This window comes from Marinovum sedimenti (genome assembly GCF_054052205.1).
In genome coordinates this window covers 2849971-2867854 of sequence record NZ_CM133223.1, presented here as the reverse complement: position 1 = coordinate 2867854, position 17884 = coordinate 2849971, and the positions used below count along the sequence as shown (strand labels likewise).

Genomic DNA, 17884 nt, shown 5'->3' with positions numbered 1-17884 from the left:
GGCTCAGCTTAGAGGTAGGCGTTCAAGCCGTTGTTCCCAAGGAAGTATTGCGTCGCAATTGGCCGATAGGCGGCGCCCAGAACACGGGCATTGGCCCCGACGCTGCCTTCGATGATTTCGGGGCGCAACAGGCCGATGGTTTCAATCGCCCGCGCCTTTTCGACCGTGCGTTTGACAAGCCGCGCGCGCACCGCCGCCGGGAAGGCGCCGTCAATCACCACCGCTTCAAAATCGATGATCGCACAGCAGGTGATCGCCGCCATCGCAAGCTCTTCTGAGGCCATTTCGATCCAGGGACCAAGCTGCGCCTCGAAGATCGACCAATCCGCGCCATGGGCCCAAAGCTCGGTCGGATTGCCGCCCGCAAGGCTGATTGCGGATTCCAACTGCGCGATAGAGGCCTTGTCCATCAGCTGCACAAACCGGCCTTTTTCGTCGCGGATTATTACCGATCCAAGCGCGCCGGCATTGCCCCGGTGGCCCTCAAACACGGCCCCGTTCATCGCCACGCCGCCGCCCGCAAAGGCGCCGATAAAGAAATACGCGAAATCGCGATAGCCCACGCCCCGGCCAAAGGTATTCTCGGCATAACAGGCCGATGTGGCGTCATTGACAAAAGACACCGGCAATTCGGTAAATTTCGACACCTGCTCGGCGATGCTGACATCGTGCCAAGCGTCCAATGCGCGGTCTTCGACGTTGATGAACCGGTTGCGTTTCCACAGTTCGGACGGGGCCGCGATGCCAATGCCGCACAGCCGCTCGCGCAGATGTTCGGGCAGGCTGTCGGTCATCTCGTCCAGACCGTTGTGGAGAAAATCCACCAATTTCAACGGGTCGGGATAGCGGTAAAACAGCTGACGTTGCATCCGCACGTTGCCGATAAGATCCATCAGCGCCAAATCCGCAGACCGCCGCCCCACCTTAAGCCCGATGGAAAAGCTACCCTCTGGGTTGAGCTTCATCGGGATGCGCGGCTTGCCGACTCGGCCGCGTTGCGGCTCGCCTTTGACCAACAGACCATCCGCCTCAAGCGAGCGCAGGATGACCGATACGGTCTGGGCCGAGAGACTGGCCTGACGCGCGATATCGCTGCCTGGCAAGGGGCCAAGCTTTTGAATCATCGTCAGCAAGAGCCGTTCGTTATAGTCACGAACGCCGCTTTGATTAACACCGGCGTTGAACGTCCGGACGTCATGTCGCTCCATGGGCAAGGCTCCTTCTTGGCGAATAGTGGCATTCTTGAATAAGTAAATCAACATGATTTATAGATTGTGCGACGGAGCGCGCCCCACTGTTGCCCATTTGACTTACGCAAGTAAGGGTTGCGTAACGCTGCGCTGGGTGCCTCTTGGTCTGGGGCTGGCAAACTGCTCACGCTCGCGTGACGGGATTGACAGACATTGGACAAATCGGCCCCGTCACCCCACATTCGGCTCAACGCCACGAACAGGAGGGTTCCAACGTGACCTATACCAAATCCGCCGACGCTGTTGCCGCACTTAGCCCCGAGGAATACCGGGTCACTCAGGAAAGCGGCACAGAGCGGCCCTTTACCGGCAAATACAACGACACCACCGCGCCGGGGATCTATGTCGATATCGTCTCGGGTGAGCCGCTGTTTGCCTCGTCTGACAAGTTCGAATCCGGCTGCGGCTGGCCGAGCTTTACCAAGCCAATCGAGCCTGCCCATGTCAACGAAGTGCGCGATGCCACGATGGGGATGATTCGCACCGAGGTCCGCTCGACCCACGGCGACAGCCACCTCGGCCACGTCTTCCCCGATGGTCCGCGGGATCGCGGCGGGCTGCGCTATTGCATCAACTCCGCCTCGTTGCGCTTTATCGCGCGTGAGGACATGGAGGCCGAGGGCTATGGCGCGTACCTTGATCAGGTTGAAGAGGTGACGCAATGAGCGCGCGCGCAGTTCTGGCCGGCGGGTGTTTCTGGGGCATGCAGGATTTGATTCGCAAGATGCCGGGCGTGATCGACACCCGTGTCGGCTATACCGGCGGCGACGTGCCCAACGCCACCTATCGCAATCACGGCAGCCACGCCGAGGGCATCGAGATCGTCTATGATCCCGAGCAGATCAGCTATCGCGAACTGCTGGAGTTCTTCTTCCAAATCCACGATCCGAGCACGGTCAACCAACAGGGCAACGACCGTGGCCTGTCGTATCGCTCGGCAATTTACTACGTGGATGAGGAGCAGAAGGCCGTGGCGCTTGATACCATTGCCGATGTCGATGCTTCGGGCATCTGGCCCGGCAAAGTGGTGACCGAGGTCGAACCGGTGGGCGATTTCTGGGAGGCGGAGCCTGAGCATCAGGATTATCTTGAGCGGATACCGGGCGGCTATACCTGCCATTTCCCGCGCAAACATTGGGTGCTGCCCCGCCGGAATGCGGCAGAGTGATAACGCCGGGCGCGAGGGTTTTCTTTCGCGCCCCCCCCGGTGCGGGCTGGTTCCTTTTGCGGTGATCCGAAACTTGCCCTTGGAAATCCCCGCCAAACGACACACCTTGTAAACCATGACACATCAATCGCCGCACTTCACCTTTGACAACAGCTATGCCCGCGAGCTTGACGGCTTTTACGTGCCGTGGGACGGCGACAAGGTGCCCGACCCGCGCATCGTGCTCTTGAACGCCGAACTGGCCGAGGACCTGCGCCTTGATCCCGACGCGCTCGACAGCGACGAAGGCGCCGCGATCCTTGCCGGGACCACCGCCCCCGAGGGGGCCACGACGCTGGCGCAGGCCTATGCTGGCCACCAGTTCGGCGGCTTTTCCCCGCAGCTTGGCGATGGCCGCGCGATCCTTCTGGGCGAGATGATCGACATCCACGGCGACCGGGTCGACCTGCATCTCAAAGGCTCGGGCCGCACGCCGTTTTCACGCGGTGGCGATGGCAAGGCGGTGCTGGGCCCGGTGCTGCGCGAATTCATTCTGGGCGAGGCGATGCACGCGCTTGGCATCCCCACCACGCGCGCGCTGTCGGCGGTGACCACCGGCGAGACCGTCTATCGCGAAGGCCCCAAACCCGGTGCGGTGCTGGCCCGTGTTGCCGCCAGCCACCTGCGCGTTGGCACCTTTCAGTATTTCGCCGCCCGAGGCGACCATGCACGCGTCAAACAGCTGGCTGATTATGCCATCGCCCGCCACGACCCCGATCTGGCGGGGCGTGACGCCCCATACCTCGCCTTCCTGCGCGCCGTGATGCAGCGGCAGGCCGAGCTGATTGCGCGCTGGGTGCACGTCGGCTTTGTCCACGGAGTGATGAACACCGACAATATGACGATCTCGGGGGAAACCATCGATTACGGCCCCTGCGCCTTTATCGACACCTACGATCCCAAGGCGGTGTTCTCCTCGATCGACCACGGCGGGCGCTATGCCTATGGCAACCAGCCTGTCATCGCGCAGTGGAACCTTGCGCGGCTGGCCGAAACCCTGCTGCCGCTGCTGGCCGAGGATCAGGACGAAGCAATCCGCATCGCCACCGCAGAGATCGAGCGTTTCCCGCAACTCTATGCCGAGGCGTGGCTGTCGGGGGCGCGCGCGAAGATCGGGCTGGGCAAGGAAGACAATGATTCCGAGTTCATCAACGCGATGCATGCGGCGATGGCCGGACAGGGCGTTGATTTCACACTGTTCTTCCGCCACCTGCCTGATGCTGCCGAGGGCGACGAGACCGCGCTTCTGGCGCTATTTGACGACGCCACAGCGATCCACGACTGGCTGCCGCAATGGCGTGGCAGGCTGGCGCGCGACGGTCGCGATCCGGCCGAGCGTCGCGATGCAATGAACCGGGTCAATCCGGTCTATGTGCCGCGCAATCACATGGTCGAGGCCGCGCTTGTCGCCGCCGAATCCGAGGGCGACATGGCCCCCGTGGTACAGCTGCTTGAGGCCCTGCGCGCCCCCTTTGCCCCCCGCCCCGGACTGGAGGCCTATGCCACCCCGGCCCCGGCGGATTTCGGCCCGTACAAGACCTTCTGCGGCACCTGACCGCCTGCGCCTCCCCCCTTTCCGCATTCGGCTATGACAGGACGTGACATGAACAAAACCGAGCTTAAATCCCGCCTTCAGGAACTGGCCAAGGCCGACTATGACGCCGCGCGCCAGAAGTACGAAACCCTTGCCGCCGAGGCGCGGGTTTCAGGCGATGAAACCATCGACCGCGACCAGCTTTCGCAGGCCGAGTCTACCGGCGAATTGGCGGCAGCCTGGGACGAGGCGATGCACGACGATGAGGCGCGGATCAAGCGGCTGGACGAGATCGACTTTGGCCCCAAAACCGAGGTCGAGGCCGGGGCGGCGGTTGAGATGGACGGTCGGGTGCTGGTGGTCTGCGTCTCCACCCAAGAGTTTGAATTTGAAGGCCAAAAGACCATGGGCATCTCGCCCGCCGCACCGATTTTTCGCGCGATGAAGGGCCTGGGCGCGGGCGACAGCTTTTCCTTTAACGACACCGATCACAAGATTTCAGCGGTCCACTAAAGCCCGCCCCTGTTTGGAGTTCCCGGTTTGCGATTGTTCCTGTTTTGCATGCTGATCCTGCTGCCCCAGTCCCTTTGGGCGGCCTGTTCTGGCACCGATCTGCGCGACGGTCTGAGTGCCGCGCAAAAGGCCGATTTGGCCAAAGCCGAAGCCGAAACGCCGTTTTCCACCGGCAATCGCTGGCGGGCCACCCGCGACGACCGGGTGATTGATCTGATCGGCACGATCCACATTTCCGACCCGCGGCTTGACCCGGTTGTGACCCGCTTCTCTCCGGTGATCGACACCGCCGATTTGCTGTTTCTTGAGGCCATTGCCGAAGACCGCAAGGCGCTTGAACGTAACCTTGCCACCGACAGTTCGCTGTTGTTGTTGCAGGACACAACCCTGCCTGAGCTGCTCGCCGAGGACGACTGGCAAGCGCTGGCGGACGCCGCGAAAGAGCGCGGCATTCCCGCGTTTATGGCGGCCAAGATGCAGCCCTGGTATCTCTCGCTTGTGCTTGCGATGCCGGCTTGCGCGATGGACGTGATGACCGAGGGCAAGGGGCTGGACGCGCGGCTCGAAGCGCTCGCAACCGAAGCCGGGGTCGCGCGCCGCTCGCTTGAACCTTATGACACCGTGTTTCGCGTCTTCAACGCCGAGCCGCTGGATGAGCAATTGCAGATGCTGCAAATCAGCGTGTCGCCCGAGGATATGGGCGGCGATCTGATGGCCTCGACCCTCAACAGCTATTTCGAAGAGTCGCATTCCGACAGCTGGCAACTGTCGCGTATGGTCAGCCTCGCGCACATCGACTTGCCTGAAGCCGAGGTGGCCGCGATGCAGGACAAGATGGAAAAAGGGTTGTTGACCGACCGCAATCTGGCGTGGATCGAGGTGATCGAAGCTGCCCCGGAAAGTCACATCGCCGTGGCCGTCGGGGCCGCGCATCTGATGGGCGAAAGCGGCTTGCTAAGCCAGCTAGAACAGCGTGGCTATACCCTCGAACGGCTGCCGTTCTGATCGGATTGCGGGGCCAAACGCGGCCCCGCTTTTCGCAATGTCAGGCCGCCAGACCCCGCCCCTTGAGCAGCGCCTCAACGCCGGGCATCTGACCGCGAAACGCAAGATACAGCGCCTCGGCCTCCTCTGATCCGCCCGCCGACAGGATGTGGCGTTCGAGCTTTTTCGCCATCTCGGCATCAAACGCCCCGCCCGCCTCTTCAAACGCGGCAAAGGCATCGGCGTCCATCACTTCCGACCACATATAGCTGTAGTAGCCGCTGGAATATCCGTCCCCGGCAAAGACATGCGCGAAATGCGGCGTGGCGTGGCGCATCCCGATGGCATGCGGCATCCCCAGATCGGCCAGCACCTCGGCCTGCTTCACCATCGGATCGCTGGCCGCCCCGCCTTCGTGAAACGCCAGATCGACCAGCGCCGAGGCGACATATTCCACCGTCTGGAACCCTTGGTCATAGTTCGCGGCCTTAAGCACCTTGTCGAGCATGTCCTGCGGCATCGCCGCCCCGGTTTCGACATGCGTGGCAAAGCTGCGCAGCACCTCGGGAACCTCGAGCCAATGCTCGTAAAGCTGGCTTGGCAGTTCCACAAAATCGCGCGCAACCGAGGTGCCAGACACCATTTCATAAGTCACATCCGACAGCATCTGGTGCAGCGCGTGGCCAAATTCGTGAAACAGCGTGCGGGCGTCATCATAAGACAGCAGCGCCGGATCGCCCTTGGCAAAGTTGCAGACGTTCACGACAATCGGGCGCTGCACCTCGGGGAACTTGCTCTGCGACCGCATCGCCGAACACCACGCGCCCGAGCGTTTCGAGCCGCGCGCGAAATAATCACCCATGAACACAGCCACATGCGCACCGTCGCGCGTGACTTCCCAGGCGCGGGCATCGGCATGATACAGCGGCACGTCCAAGGCCCGGAATTCCAATCCAAACAGCCGGTTTGCACAGTCAAACGCCGCCTCGATCATGCGATCAAGCTGCAGATACGGCTTCAGCAGCGCCTCATCGAGGTCATGCTCGGCCTTGCGCCGCTTCTCGGAATAATAGCGCCAATCCCACGGCTCGAGCGCCGCGTTGACGCCATCGGCGTGCATCATATCCTCAAGCTTCTGTGCATCTGTCTCGGCCTGCGCCTTGGCCGGTGCCCAGACCGCCATCAGCAAATCGCGCACCTTTTCGGGTGTGCCCGCCATTTCGGTCTCAAGCTTGTAGCTGGCGAAATCCTTATACCCCAACAGCTTGGCGCGCTCTTCGCGCAGCGCGAGGGTTTCCGCCGCGATGCCGCGATTGTCAGTTTCGCCGCCATTGGCCCCACGCGCGACCCAGGCGTTATACGCGGTTTCGCGCAGATCGCGGCGCGGCGAGAATTGCAGGAACGGCACGATGATCGAGCGCGACAGCGTCACCACCGGCCCCTCCTGCCCCCGCTCCTGTCCGGCGGCCTTGGCGGCAGCGACGGCGAAGCCCGGCAGCCCGTCCAGATCGGCCTCGGCCAGCGGCATGAACCAGTCGCGCTCATCCGCCAAAAGGTTCTGGGTGAAGCTGGTGCCAAGGGTCGCCAGCCGCTGTTTGATCGCCTTCATCCGCGCGGCCTCATCGCCGGTCAACGCCGCGCCGGCGCGAACAAAATTGCGATGCATTAGCATCAGCACGCGCGCCTGTTCCGCCGTCAGGTCCAGCGTATCGCGCGCCTCCCAGATGCTGCGGATGCGGTCAAACAGCGCGAGGTTGCCGTAAATCGCCGCCGAATGTGCCGCCATCTTGGGGGAAAACTCTCGCATCAGCTCCTCGCGCTTGGGCGTGCTGTCGCTGCCAGCGAGGTTGTAGAATACCCCCGCCACCCGGTCGAGCGTGGCGCCGCAGCGCATCAGACCCTCGATGGTATTGGCAAATGTCGGGGCGTCGGTTTGCGTGGCGACGGCCTCCACCTCGGCGAGATCCTCGGCCAAAGCGGCGTCAAGCGCGGGGGCGAAATCGGCGTCGGTGATCTCGGCAAAGGGCGGCAGGGCAAACGGCCCGGTCCAATCCGTAAGCAGCGGGTTCGTCATGTTATTGTTCCTTGTTTGCGCCGCACACCGGGCAATCCGGGCGGGGCTTTAGCGCGATTTTGCGGGTCTCGGACCACAGCGCATCGTAAATTAACATCTCACCGCGAAGCGGCGCGCCAGCGTCGGCCAGCACCTTGATCGCCTCGACCGCCATCATCGCCCCGACCACGCCGGGCAGCGGGCCAAGCACCCCGGCCTCGGCACAGGAGGGGGCAAGGCCCGCGGCGGGAGCCTCGGGGAAAATACATTGATAACAGGGCGTTCCGCGCGCGGGATCAAAGATCGAAAGCTGCCCCTCCCACTGGCTGAGCGCGCCCGAAATCAGCGGAATCCCCGCCGCCGCCGCCACCCGATTGGCAAGGTAGCGGCTCTCGAAATTGTCGGTGCCGTCGAGCACCAGATCATAGTCGGCAAACAGCTCTGTCGCGATCTCATCGGTCAAACGCCGGTGATAGGGTTTGACGGTGACAAAGGGGTTTTGCGCCAGCATCGCGGCCTCGGCGCTGAACACTTTGGGCGTGCCGATGTCGCGGTCGCGGTGGATCACCTGGCGTTGCAGATTGGCGTTTTCCACCGTGTCATCGTCGATCACGCCGATATGCCCGACCCCCGCCGCCGCGAGATATTGCAGCGCCGGAGCGCCAAGTCCGCCCGCGCCGATCACCAGCACGCGGGCACGCCGCAGCCGCTGTTGCCCCGGCCCGCCCAGTTCACGCAGAACAATATGGCGGGCGTAGCGTTCGAGCTCGGCTTCGCTCATTTTTTCGCTGGCGGAAGTGGGTGCCGGGGCGGCCTTCGCCTTAACGCGGGCGCGCAGATGCACCAAGACCTGCCGGTAGGCCATCACCAGAATGCCGAAACCGGCCAAAAGCAGCCAAAGCGCCGGGTCGCCGCCGGTGGCGGCACGCAACGGGTGGCCGTCGGGAAACAGGAACTGGATGCCCAAAACCGCCACGAACAACAGCCCGATCAGCGGCCAACGCGCGCTGCGCGGCAGGCCGAGCGCATAACCCAAGCCCCAGATCGCCGCCGCGATGGCCAGCACCAAAAGCATCAGTCGCGCCCCGTTGAGCCAAAGCCACCGGCACCGCGCGTGGTGTCGTCCAGCGCCTCAACCAACGCGAATTCGGCCTGCACCACCGGGGCGATGACCATCTGCGCAATCCGCATGCCGTGCGAAATCGTAAATGGCTCCTGCCCCGCGTTCATCACGATCACCCCCAGCGGGCCGCGATAATCGCTGTCGATTGTGCCGGGGCTGTTGGGCAGGGTGATGCCATGTTTCAACGCCAGCCCCGAACGTGGTCGAAGCTGCACTTCATAGCCCGCCGGCACCGCCAACCGCAGCCCGGTCGGCACCAAGGTCCGCGCGCCGGGCGCAAGCTCGACCGATCCGCGATCCGGGAGGTCGGCCCGCAGGTCTGCCCCCGCCGCCCCCGCCGTTTCATAGCGCGGCAAGCCCAAATCCCGGTCTGCCCCGGTCTCCCACATGATGTTCAGCGAAACCACGCGCCACCCTTCTTGTTGATAATACACATATTTTACCGGATCAGCTCAGCGCATCAGCCAGCCGCTGCGCCAATTTGTCGGCCACAGCACCCTTGCTCATCCGTGGCCACTCTTCGGCCCCGGTGTCGGTAATCAGCACCACGGCGTTTTCCGTTCCGCCCATAATCCCGGTCTCGGGGCGCACATCGTTGGCCACGATCCAGTCGCAGCCTTTGCGCGCCCGCTTAGCCGTGGCATTGACCACCACATCGTCGGTTTCGGCGGCAAAGCCCACCACCAAACCGGGCCGTCCGTCCGTCATCTGCGCCACACGGGCGAGGATATCGGGGTTTTCGGTGAAGCTCAGCACCGGCAAGGCCCCGGCCTGTTTCTTGATCTTCGAGTTGCTGCGTTCGGCCACCCGCCAATCGGCAACGGCGGCGGCAAAGATCGCGGCATCGGCGGGCAAGGCGGCCTCGACCGCCGCCAGCATCTCCTCCGCGCTTTCGACCGCGTGCAGCTCGACGCCTTCGGGCGGCGGCACATCCGCCGGTCCGCTGACAAAAACCACCTCGGCCCCCAGCGCCAAAAGCGCCCGCGCGATGGCGGTGCCCTGCGCGCCCGACGACCGGTTGGCGATATAGCGCACCGGGTCGATCGGCTCATGCGTCGGGCCAGAGGTCACCAGCACCCGCTTGCCAGACAGCGGCCCAGCGGTGAAATGCGCCTCAAGCGCGGCGAGAATGTCGGGCACTTCTGAAAGCCGCCCCGGACCAAATTCACCGCAAGCCATGTCGCCAGCGTCGGGGCCGATCACCGTCACGCCATCGCCGCGCAGAGTGGCGAGGTTGCGCTGCGTCGCCGCGTGTTGCCACATCCGCACGTTCATCGCCGGGGCAATCATCACCGGGGTATCCGTCGCCATCAAAAGCGTCGTTGCCAGATCGCTGGCCAGCCCCGCCGCCATTTTCGCCATCAGGTCCGCCGTTGCCGGGGCCACAAGCACCAGATCGGCCACGCGGCTTAGCTGGATATGGCCCATCTCGGCCTCTTTGGTGAGGTCGAACAGATCGCGGTGCACCGCCTCGCCCGCCAATGCCGAAACACTGAGGGGGGTCACGAATTCCTCGGCGGCGCGGGTCATCACCGGGGTCACTGTGGCACCGCGATCCCGCAACCTGCGGATCAGATCGAGGCACTTATAGGCCGCGATTCCGCCACCGATGATCAGAAGTATCCGCTTGCCCGCCAACATGCCCGGCCCCTTTCAGAGAATTGCGCCCGACCCTACGGCCAATGCGACGAGGCCCGCAAGGGCGGAAGAGCCGGTATCATCGGAAGACGGCGCAGGGATCGTCACGCAGGGGGACCGGGGCAAAAACCACCTCGTCAAAGCCGCCTTCGGGCGGGGTGCCCTCCTCGCCCTGCCCGAGCACAAACACCCGCAAATCGGGGGCGACCTTTGCTAGCACCTGCGGCACGCCCCAATCCTTGCGGGCATGGCCATTGCCGGTGATCACCGCCACCGGGCCGCCGGTTTGCGCCATCGCGGCGAGCACCGCCCGCGCCAAAGCGGCGTCACGCAGCCGCTGGATCTCGACCATTTGCGGCAGCATCGCTTCGGGCAAGGCATCGCAATGGGCGGCCATTTGCAAAGCTTCACGCGCGGTTTGGGTGTCGGGCGGCAAGGCATCGTTTAACCCGAACCGCGCCGCCTCCGCGCCAAAAACAGCCCCTGCGCCGGACTGCATCGCCGCGCGCGCGGTGGCACGCGGGATCGCTGCACCGAAAATCTGCGCCTGGGGCGCGGCGGCGAAGATCGGGTGGTACAGCGCAAAATCCGGCCAACCGCTGTCAGCCCAGCCCAAGGCCGCGCCCAGCGCCGCCGCATCTTCGCGGATCTCGGGAACCGCCTTTGCAGCCTGCTCCGGGGTTAACATCTCGAACACCAGCGCCTTTGGTTCAAGCGTCTCAACCCGCCGCGCCTGTTCCTGATGATGGCCCGGATTGTCATGCACCTCGCCCAGCACCACCACGTCAAAAACCCCGGACGCAGAGGCGACCGGGGCAATAATCGTTAACAGTAAAACCAGAAACATCCTCATAGAAGGAAGTGTTGCACCTCGTGGCTCTGGCCCTCAAGCGATTTGCGCATCTTTTGAAACGCAGCCGCCTCAAGCTGGCGCACGCGCTCTTTCGACAGGCTCAGCTCGTCGCCTAGGCTCTCAAGCGTCCGTGGTTTGCCGCGCAGTTTGCGTTCGCGCACGATGAACCGCTCGCGTTCGTTCAACTGCTCCATCGCCACCAACAGCCACTGCCGTAGCTGCCGGCTGTCATGCGACAACTCGACATGATCGGCAGCTTGCGGGCCATCATCCTCAAGCGTGTCAATCCATTCGCGGCCTTCATCCTCGGCCGATTGCGTTGCGTTCAGCGAGAAGTCGGAGCCGGACAACCGCCCCTGCATCATCTCGACATCCGCTAGCGGCACGCCAATCTCAGTGGCAATCTTGTGGCGCATCTGGTGCTGGTCCAGCGTCTGGCCTTGGGCCGCGGCCTCACGCTCGATCTGGGCCTGCACCCGGCGCAGGTTGAAAAACAGCGACTTTTGCGAGGAGGTCGACCCGGTGCGCACCATCGACCAATTGCGCATCACGTGGTCCTGGATCGACGCTTTGATCCACCACACAGCGTAAGTCGAGAACCGCACACCGCGATCGGGGTCAAACTTGTCGGCGGCTTTCATCAGGCCAAGACCGGCCTCTTGGATCAGGTCATTCATCGGCGCGCCATAGCGGCGGAATTTCGACGCCATCGAAATGGCAAGCCGCATATAGGCGGTGATCAGGCGGTGAAGCGCGGCTTCATCCCGGTCGTCCCGCCACGCATAGGCCAGCTTGAGCTCGGTTTCCGCGTCCAGCAGCTCGGCTTTCATTGCCGCCCGCGAAAGCACCCTGTCGTTCAAAGCATCAAGCGCCATGTTTCGTCCTCACTGATTTGACCGTCTGTCGTGTCACCACAATTGGTACGCCCCGGTGTCCCTGTTGGATCAGATTCATTGTTGAACCCGCTATTGAAAGCTTGAAGAGTGCCATTACGAACATTCACAAATCCTTATGAAGGTGCGCACAAAACGCTGTTGGACAGCCATTCCGAGCGGCCCTAAGCTGCGCGCATGACTGACATTCTCCACATTGGCGATTACGCCTATTCCAGCTGGTCCCTGCGCGGCTGGCTTTTGTTCCGCCGCTTCGGTCGCGATTGCCGTGTTCGACTGCTGGATTTTCACGATGACGCCTCCGTAGCTCTGCAGTTACAACGTCCGCCGGCCAAAACAGTTCCCACTGCCGGGCTGGAAAATGGCGATTTGGTTTGGGATTCGCTGGCCTTGGCCGAGGAATTGGCGTCGCGGCACCCCGAATTGGGGTTGTGGCCAAGCGACCCTGCGCTACGTGCAACAGCCCGGTCCTTGACGGCTGAAATGCACGCGGGCTTTGGCGAATTGCGCTCTTTTTGCCCGATGAATTTGCGGCTGGCCTACACCGATGTGCCGGTGTCTGCGGCATTGGCGGAAGACCTCGCGCGGCTGGAAGAAATTTGGGCGTATTCTTTGGCAAAATCAGGCGGTCCGTGGCTGTGCGGCGAGTATTCTGCCGCCGATGCCTTCTTTGCTCCGGTGGCGGCGCGGCTGGCGGGGTACGGCCTGCCGATCAGCGATGCAGCAGCGAAATACGTCGCCCAACACCTGTCCGATCCGGCCTTTCGCCGGTTCCGCGCGATGGGGCTCGTTAAGGGCGCGACGCTGCAACGCTATGCCAAAGAGTTTGCCGTGGTGGACTGGCCCGGCCCGGTCCCCGAGCCTGCGGCGCGTGTCGAAACCGGCCCATCCGTCAATGACACCTGCCCCTACTCGGGCGATCCGGTGACAGATTTCCTCGAATTTCGCGGCAAGGTCTGGGGGTTTTGCAACCCGTTTTGCCGGGACAAGACCTGCGTTGATCCCACCGCCTGGCCCCAATTCATCGCCATGGTCGACGGCGCCTGACCCAGCCGCCGGTAACCTTTTCGACCGGCTGTTAACCCTTCCTCAACCACTCAGGCCCACCCTCGCGTGTGATCAGTGGTTAAGGATGTTTTCATGGTTTCGCGTGCCTATACGGTGGCCTTTGAGGGCGTGACGGCGCGCACCGTCGAAGTGCAATGCGCGGTCACCGCCGGGCTGCCCGCCTTCTCGATCGTCGGCCTGCCCGACAAGGCGGTGTCAGAAGCGCGCGACAGGGTGCGCTCTGCGCTGGCCTCGATGTCGATTGCGCTGCCGTCCAAGCGGATAACCGTTAATCTCTCGCCCGCTGACCTGCCCAAAGAGGGCTCGCATTTCGACCTGCCCATCGCGCTGGGCCTCTTGGCCGCACTGGAAATCATCCCAGAAGATGCGGTGGCTGGCATCGTCGCGCTGGGGGAATTGTCGCTCGATGGCGGGCTGATCCCGGTGATCGGCGCCCTGCCCGCCGCGATGGCCGCCGCCGAGGATAACCGCGCCCTGCTGTGCCCGCGCGCCTCTGGCCCCGAGGCCGCCTGGGTGGGCGCAACCCAGGTGATCGGCGCGGCGACATTGTCGGATGTGGTGCGCCATTTCACCGGCCAATCGCCGCTGCCCCCGGCGGAACCGGGCGAGGTGATCGCGGCCAGAACGGGCCGCGACATGCGGGATGTGCGCGGGCAAGAACGCGCCAAACGCGCGCTGGAAATCGCCGCCGCCGGGCGCCACCACCTCTTGATGGTCGGCACGCCGGGGTCGGGGAAATCCATGCTGGCGGCCCGCCTGCCCTCGATTTTGCCGGATCTTTCGGCCACCGAAGCCTTGGAAACCTCGATGATCCACTCGCTCGCCGGGCTGCTTGACCAAGGCGGCATCTCCCGCGTGCGCCCCTTCCGCGAGCCGCATCACACCGCATCGATGCCCGCAATTGTCGGTGGCGGGCGCGGTGCCAAACCGGGCGAAATCAGCCTCGCGCACAACGGCGTGCTGTTCATGGACGAGTTTCCGGAATTTCCGCGCACGGTTCTGGAAACCCTGCGCCAACCTATCGAAACCGGCGAAGTCATGGTGGCCCGCGCCAATGCGCACGTCAAATATCCCTGCCGTTTCATGCTGGTGGCCGCCGCAAACCCCTGCAAATGCGGCTACTTGCCCGATCCCGCCCGCGCTTGCGCCCGTGTGCCGCAGTGCGGCGAAGACTACATGGGCCGCATTTCCGGCCCGTTGATGGACCGTTTCGATCTTCGGGTCGATGTGCCGCCGGTGTCCTTTGCCGATCTCGATCTGCCTGAAAGCGGTGACAGTTCGGCCGAGGTCGCCGCCCGTGTCGCCGCCGCCCGTGACGTGCAAACCGCGCGTTATGCCGAGCTGGATCACACCCGCGTGAACGCCGACATCCAAGGCAAGGCGTTAGAGGCTTTTGCCACGCCCGATGACGAGGGGCGCAGGCTGTTGCTCACGGCGGCCGACCGCTTTGGCCTTTCGGCGCGCGGCTATCACCGGGTGATCCGGGTGGCGCGCACGATTGCCGATCTCGACGGCTCCGCCAGCGTCCACCGGCCCCATATCGCCGAAGCGCTCAGCTATCGGCTTTTGGGGGTGAAAGACGTGTAAGCCATTGACCCAAGTCGCGTAATGTCGCCCGACCTTCGGGCAGTAGCCCGTGCATAAGCGGCCAAACATGCGGCAAATCATGCGCAATAATGTCAGTCACTTGCACCCCCTGTGCGCGCAGACGCGCCGCCATCCGCACGGTGTCATCCAGCAGGATTTCACGGTCGGCGACCGTGATCCAGACCGGCGGAGCACCGGTGAAATCGGCAAACAAGGGCGAGGCGCGCGGGTCTTTTGCATCTGCGCCTTGCAGGTATTTTTCGGCAATTTCGGCGGTCCGATGCGCCGGGAGCACCACGTCAGACGCGGCATTTGTCTTAACGCTGGCACCGGAAAAGGTTAGATCCGTCAGCGGCGAAAAGGCAAAAAGCGCGCGCGGCAAAGGCAAGTCCAGACGCAAACACTCCGCCAGCAAGGCCAGCGCAAGCCCGCCCCCGGCGCTGTCTCCGCCAAAAATGATGCCGCCCGGACGCGCCATCACGGCGCGGTAAACCGCGAGCGCATCCTCGACTGGCGCGGGAAAGGCATGCTCGGGGGCCTTGCGATAATCTGGCAACAGCGCCGGAAACCCGGTGTGCCGGGACAGATGCGCCACCATGGCGCGATGGGTGCGCGGCGAGCCGAACACATAGCCGCCGCCATGCAGATAAAGAATCAGCGGCCCTTTCGCATGCTCGTTGACGCCGGTAACCGGCACGCCCGCCACTTCGCGCGCGGCAAACGCCGCGCCGCGCGGTGGCCAGAAGAACAGCCGCGCGTTTATCTCAAAGGCCCGGCGGAGCGCCTTAGGGTCGTCAACCCGCGACAGCCGCCGCTTTTCCGTCATCCGCAAATACGGATTGAGAAGGTGGCGGATCATCCTCAGCTGACCTTGGCTTCAATCGCCTGCCAGATTTTTTCGGCCACGTTGATCCCGTCGAACCGCTCCAGCTCTTGAATGCCGGTGGGCGATGTCACGTTGATTTCGGTCAGATAGTCGCCGATCACGTCGATGCCGACAAACACCTGCCCCTTTTCGCGCAGCAACGGGCCAATGCGATCACAAATTTCGCGGTCGCGGTCTGTCAGCCCGATCTTCTCGGGGCGGCCGCCGACATGCATATTGGAGCGGGTTTCGCCTTTGGCCGGCACCCGGTTGATTGCGCCAACCGGTTCGCCATCCACCAAAATGACCCGTTTATCGCCTGCGGTTACGGCCGGCAGATATTTCTGCACGATCAGCGGCTCGCGCGAAAAACCACTGAACAATTCATGCAGGGACGCAAGATTTCCGTCGTCCTTATTCAGCTTGAACACACCGGCCCCGCCATTGCCGTACAACGGCTTGAGGATGATGTCGCCGTGCCGTTCGCGGAACGCGCGCAGCGTATCAAGATCGCGCGCGATGGCGGTGGGTGGGGTCAGATCGGGGAAATCCAGCACCAGAAGCTTTTCGGGGTAATTGCGCACCCAGAACGGATCATTGACCACCAAAACCTGTCCACGCAGCCGATCTAGCAGATGGGTCAGCGTGATGTAATGCATGTCAAACGGCGGGTCCTGACGCAGCCAGATCACATCGAATTCTGACAGGTCGACCTCGCGCAGCGGCCCAAGCTCTGCATGCGCGCCCTGCTCACGTTTGACACGCAGATCCTGCCCGCGCGCGGTGATCCGCCCCTCTTGATAGGCAATCCGGTCCGGCAGATAATAAAACAGCTCATGCCCCCGCGCCTGCGCCTCTTCGGCCAGCCGGAATGTGCTGTCGGAATTGATGTCCACCGTTTCGATCGGATCCATCTGGAAGGCAATTTTCATGTGCTAGTCCCAAGCTGTTGCAGCCTCATACATGGCCCAAGCCCAACCCGGGTTCAATGGTGCAACGAAGACCGATCAATATCCCAGCAACACACCCTCTTGAATGGATATCTGTCCCATTGCATCCATCAGCGCGGCATCAAATCGCATATCGTTGTTTTCGCCCCCCGGAAATTGCGCCAGAAACTCGGCGGCGGCGGCATGGATGCGGGCCACTTGCCGGGGTGAGATGCGCGCCAGTGCCTGATCGAAATCGCGGGCTTTCTTGACCTCGACAAAGACCCATTCGCCAGCGGGAGACCGCAGGATAAGATCAATCTCGCCACCTGCGCCGCGCCATCGGCGCGCCGAGACCGTATAGCCGCTGTCGACATAGCGGCGTTCAACCGCCGTTTCAGCGGAACTGCCGGCCAGATGATTGGACCGTCCACGCCGGGCGCGTACCTCGGCACGATCCGCAAAGCCAATATCCAGCGCCATGACATACCTCTGAGATGGTTATTCTTTGCTCAACTCTATGGCCATTTGGTAAACGAATCGTTTCTTTTGACCAAAGGCCTTGGCCACCACATCCGCCGCATCCCGCACCGTCATCGTCTCAAGCGCTTTGCGCAGCGCCGTTTCGATGTCTTCCTCGGATTGCTCCTCTGCCGCGCCTTTGCCGATCACCACGACAAATTCGCCGCGTGGTTCGCCTTCGGCGATCTGCGCGGCCAGCTGGCCCAGCGGCGCGCGCACAACCTCTTCGAATTTCTTGGTCAGTTCGCGGCAGGTGGCGGCGGGGCGATCTTCGCCCAGCACCTGCGCCGCATCGGCCAGCATCGCAGCCACCCGCCGGGGCGATTCGTAAAACACCAGCGTCGCTTCGATGTTCGCCACGCCCTCAAGCGCGCGCCGGCGCGCCGAGGCCGAGGAGGGCAAAAAACCGGCAAACAAAAACCTGTCGGTCGGCAATCCGGCCACATTCAGCGCGCTCAGAACCGCCGAGGCCCCCGGCGCGGCCATCACCTTGGCCCCCTCTTCCGCCGCCGCCCGCGCAAGGTCAAACCCCGGATCCGAGATCAACGGCGTGCCCGCCTCAGACGCATAGGCCACCGATTGCCCCTCGGCCAAAGACGCAAGCAAGCCGGGGCGCACCTTGTCGCCGTTGTGTTCATGATAGGCCCGGATTTGCCGCCCATTCAGCGCCACGCCATGCAATTCCAGCAGTCGGCGCAGGGCGCGAGTGTCTTCGGCGGCCAGCACATCGGCCTGCGCCAGCACATCAAGCGCGCGCAACGTGATGTCGCGCGCATTGCCAATTGGCACCGCCACAAAATACAAGCCCCCCGCCAGCGCACGGGCGTCTCTCTGCCACTTATGGCCCTCGTTCACATTCCCCACT

At 63.3% G+C, this 17884-nt stretch carries 18 protein-coding genes; 7 read left to right on the top strand and 11 right to left on the bottom strand.

The features are described 5' to 3' along the window. Window positions 1-8: 8 nt before the first annotated feature. Window positions 9-1208, bottom strand: coding sequence for an ROK family protein (locus ACW9UO_RS13730; protein ID WP_457086354.1), 1200 nt, complete (start codon window positions 1206-1208; stop codon window positions 9-11). Window positions 1209-1465: 257 nt separating this feature from the next. On the opposite strand from ACW9UO_RS13730, the gene msrB reads away from it, so the two are divergent. The 5 genes from msrB to ACW9UO_RS13705 all read left to right on the top strand — a co-directional run bounded on the left by msrB (window position 1466) and on the right by ACW9UO_RS13705 (window position 5509). Then, the gene (gene msrB, locus ACW9UO_RS13725; protein WP_457086353.1) at window positions 1466-1915 is read left to right on the top strand and encodes a peptide-methionine (R)-S-oxide reductase MsrB; all 450 of its coding nucleotides are present in this window, start codon (window positions 1466-1468) and stop codon (window positions 1913-1915) included. Further along, window positions 1912-2418, top strand: coding sequence for a peptide-methionine (S)-S-oxide reductase MsrA (msrA, locus tag ACW9UO_RS13720; RefSeq protein ID WP_457086352.1), 507 nt, complete (start codon window positions 1912-1914; stop codon window positions 2416-2418). The genes msrB and msrA overlap by 4 nt, the downstream gene beginning before the upstream one ends. Window positions 2419-2533: 115 nt before the next feature. After that, window positions 2534-4012 (top strand): protein adenylyltransferase SelO, encoded by a 1479-nt coding sequence (locus tag ACW9UO_RS13715; RefSeq protein ID WP_457086351.1) that lies wholly within the window; start codon window positions 2534-2536, stop codon window positions 4010-4012. Between the two features lie 48 nt (window positions 4013-4060). Continuing rightward, entirely contained in the window at window positions 4061-4504 is a 444-nt protein-coding gene (locus tag ACW9UO_RS13710) for a hypothetical protein (RefSeq protein WP_457086350.1), read from the top strand. A 48-nt stretch (window positions 4505-4552) separates the two neighbouring features. Beyond that, window positions 4553-5509 (top strand): TraB/GumN family protein, encoded by a 957-nt coding sequence (locus ACW9UO_RS13705; RefSeq protein ID WP_457086349.1) that lies wholly within the window; start codon window positions 4553-4555, stop codon window positions 5507-5509. 40 nt (window positions 5510-5549) lie between these two features. On the opposite strand, the gene ACW9UO_RS13700 is transcribed toward ACW9UO_RS13705, so the two are convergent. The 6 genes from ACW9UO_RS13700 to ACW9UO_RS13675 form a co-directional block, all read right to left on the bottom strand. Further along, on the bottom strand, window positions 5550-7562 hold the full coding sequence (locus ACW9UO_RS13700; protein ID WP_457086348.1) for a M3 family metallopeptidase: 2013 nt from the start codon (window positions 7560-7562) through the stop codon (window positions 5550-5552). A gap of 1 nt (window position 7563) precedes the next feature. Continuing rightward, a complete protein-coding gene (locus ACW9UO_RS13695; RefSeq protein ID WP_457086347.1) occupies window positions 7564-8616 on the bottom strand; it encodes a HesA/MoeB/ThiF family protein in 1053 nt (350 codons plus the stop codon). After that, window positions 8616-9053, bottom strand: a complete 438-nt coding sequence (gene dut / locus ACW9UO_RS13690; RefSeq protein WP_457088659.1) for a dUTP diphosphatase — start codon at window positions 9051-9053, stop codon at window positions 8616-8618. Before dut ends, ACW9UO_RS13695 begins: the two co-directional genes overlap by 1 nt. Before the next feature lie 58 nt (window positions 9054-9111). Then, window positions 9112-10305 carry a bifunctional phosphopantothenoylcysteine decarboxylase/phosphopantothenate--cysteine ligase CoaBC gene (gene coaBC / locus ACW9UO_RS13685; protein ID WP_457086346.1) on the bottom strand — a complete coding sequence of 398 codons (1194 nt, stop codon included), beginning with the start codon at window positions 10303-10305 and terminating at the stop codon, window positions 9112-9114. Window positions 10306-10381: 76 nt separating this feature from the next. Then, the gene (locus ACW9UO_RS13680) at window positions 10382-11149 is read right to left on the bottom strand and encodes a ChaN family lipoprotein (RefSeq protein WP_457086345.1); all 768 of its coding nucleotides are present in this window, start codon (window positions 11147-11149) and stop codon (window positions 10382-10384) included. Window positions 11150-11151: 2 nt separating this feature from the next. Then, window positions 11152-12030 carry an RNA polymerase factor sigma-32 gene (locus ACW9UO_RS13675; RefSeq protein WP_457086344.1) on the bottom strand — a complete coding sequence of 293 codons (879 nt, stop codon included), beginning with the start codon at window positions 12028-12030 and terminating at the stop codon, window positions 11152-11154. A 195-nt stretch (window positions 12031-12225) separates the two neighbouring features. On the opposite strand from ACW9UO_RS13675, the gene ACW9UO_RS13670 reads away from it, so the two are divergent. Both ACW9UO_RS13670 and ACW9UO_RS13665 read left to right on the top strand, forming a co-directional pair. Next, entirely contained in the window at window positions 12226-13095 is an 870-nt protein-coding gene (locus tag ACW9UO_RS13670) for a glutathione S-transferase (protein ID WP_457086343.1), read from the top strand. A 93-nt stretch (window positions 13096-13188) separates the two neighbouring features. Continuing rightward, entirely contained in the window at window positions 13189-14703 is a 1515-nt protein-coding gene (locus ACW9UO_RS13665; protein WP_457086342.1) for a YifB family Mg chelatase-like AAA ATPase, read from the top strand. Here ACW9UO_RS13665 and ACW9UO_RS13660 read toward each other — a convergent pair. The 4 genes from ACW9UO_RS13660 to rsmI form a co-directional block, all read right to left on the bottom strand. Beyond that, window positions 14669-15562 (bottom strand): alpha/beta hydrolase, encoded by an 894-nt coding sequence (locus tag ACW9UO_RS13660; protein ID WP_457086341.1) that lies wholly within the window; start codon window positions 15560-15562, stop codon window positions 14669-14671. The two genes, ACW9UO_RS13665 and ACW9UO_RS13660, sit on opposite strands and share 35 nt — an antisense overlap. A gap of 2 nt (window positions 15563-15564) precedes the next feature. Further along, the gene (gene gshB, locus ACW9UO_RS13655) at window positions 15565-16500 is read right to left on the bottom strand and encodes a glutathione synthase (RefSeq protein WP_457086340.1); all 936 of its coding nucleotides are present in this window, start codon (window positions 16498-16500) and stop codon (window positions 15565-15567) included. Between the two features lie 75 nt (window positions 16501-16575). Beyond that, window positions 16576-16980 (bottom strand): YraN family protein, encoded by a 405-nt coding sequence (locus ACW9UO_RS13650; RefSeq protein ID WP_457086339.1) that lies wholly within the window; start codon window positions 16978-16980, stop codon window positions 16576-16578. A gap of 18 nt (window positions 16981-16998) precedes the next feature. Continuing rightward, on the bottom strand, window positions 16999-17814 hold the full coding sequence (gene rsmI / locus ACW9UO_RS13645; RefSeq protein ID WP_457086338.1) for a 16S rRNA (cytidine(1402)-2'-O)-methyltransferase: 816 nt from the start codon (window positions 17812-17814) through the stop codon (window positions 16999-17001). Between the last annotated feature and the right edge of the window lie 70 nt (window positions 17815-17884).

Coding starts and splice junctions, on each gene's coding strand:
- ACW9UO_RS13730 (WP_457086354.1), bottom strand. CDS start 1,208: ATGGAGCGACATGACGTCCGGACGTTCAACGCCGGTGTTAATCAAAGC.
- msrA (WP_457086352.1), top strand. CDS start 1,912: ATGAGCGCGCGCGCAGTTCTGGCCGGCGGGTGTTTCTGGGGCATGCAG.
- ACW9UO_RS13715 (WP_457086351.1), top strand. CDS start 2,534: ATGACACATCAATCGCCGCACTTCACCTTTGACAACAGCTATGCCCGC.
- ACW9UO_RS13710 (WP_457086350.1), top strand. CDS start 4,061: ATGAACAAAACCGAGCTTAAATCCCGCCTTCAGGAACTGGCCAAGGCC.
- ACW9UO_RS13705 (WP_457086349.1), top strand. CDS start 4,553: ATGCTGATCCTGCTGCCCCAGTCCCTTTGGGCGGCCTGTTCTGGCACC.
- ACW9UO_RS13700 (WP_457086348.1), bottom strand. CDS start 7,562: ATGACGAACCCGCTGCTTACGGATTGGACCGGGCCGTTTGCCCTGCCG.
- ACW9UO_RS13695 (WP_457086347.1), bottom strand. CDS start 8,616: ATGCTTTTGGTGCTGGCCATCGCGGCGGCGATCTGGGGCTTGGGTTAT.
- dut (WP_457088659.1), bottom strand. CDS start 9,053: ATGTGGGAGACCGGGGCAGACCGGGATTTGGGCTTGCCGCGCTATGAA.
- coaBC (WP_457086346.1), bottom strand. CDS start 10,305: ATGTTGGCGGGCAAGCGGATACTTCTGATCATCGGTGGCGGAATCGCG.
- ACW9UO_RS13680 (WP_457086345.1), bottom strand. CDS start 11,149: ATGTTTCTGGTTTTACTGTTAACGATTATTGCCCCGGTCGCCTCTGCG.
- ACW9UO_RS13675 (WP_457086344.1), bottom strand. CDS start 12,030: ATGGCGCTTGATGCTTTGAACGACAGGGTGCTTTCGCGGGCGGCAATG.
- ACW9UO_RS13670 (WP_457086343.1), top strand. CDS start 12,226: ATGACTGACATTCTCCACATTGGCGATTACGCCTATTCCAGCTGGTCC.
- ACW9UO_RS13665 (WP_457086342.1), top strand. CDS start 13,189: ATGGTTTCGCGTGCCTATACGGTGGCCTTTGAGGGCGTGACGGCGCGC.
- ACW9UO_RS13660 (WP_457086341.1), bottom strand. CDS start 15,562: ATGATCCGCCACCTTCTCAATCCGTATTTGCGGATGACGGAAAAGCGG.
- gshB (WP_457086340.1), bottom strand. CDS start 16,500: ATGAAAATTGCCTTCCAGATGGATCCGATCGAAACGGTGGACATCAAT.
- ACW9UO_RS13650 (WP_457086339.1), bottom strand. CDS start 16,980: ATGGCGCTGGATATTGGCTTTGCGGATCGTGCCGAGGTACGCGCCCGG.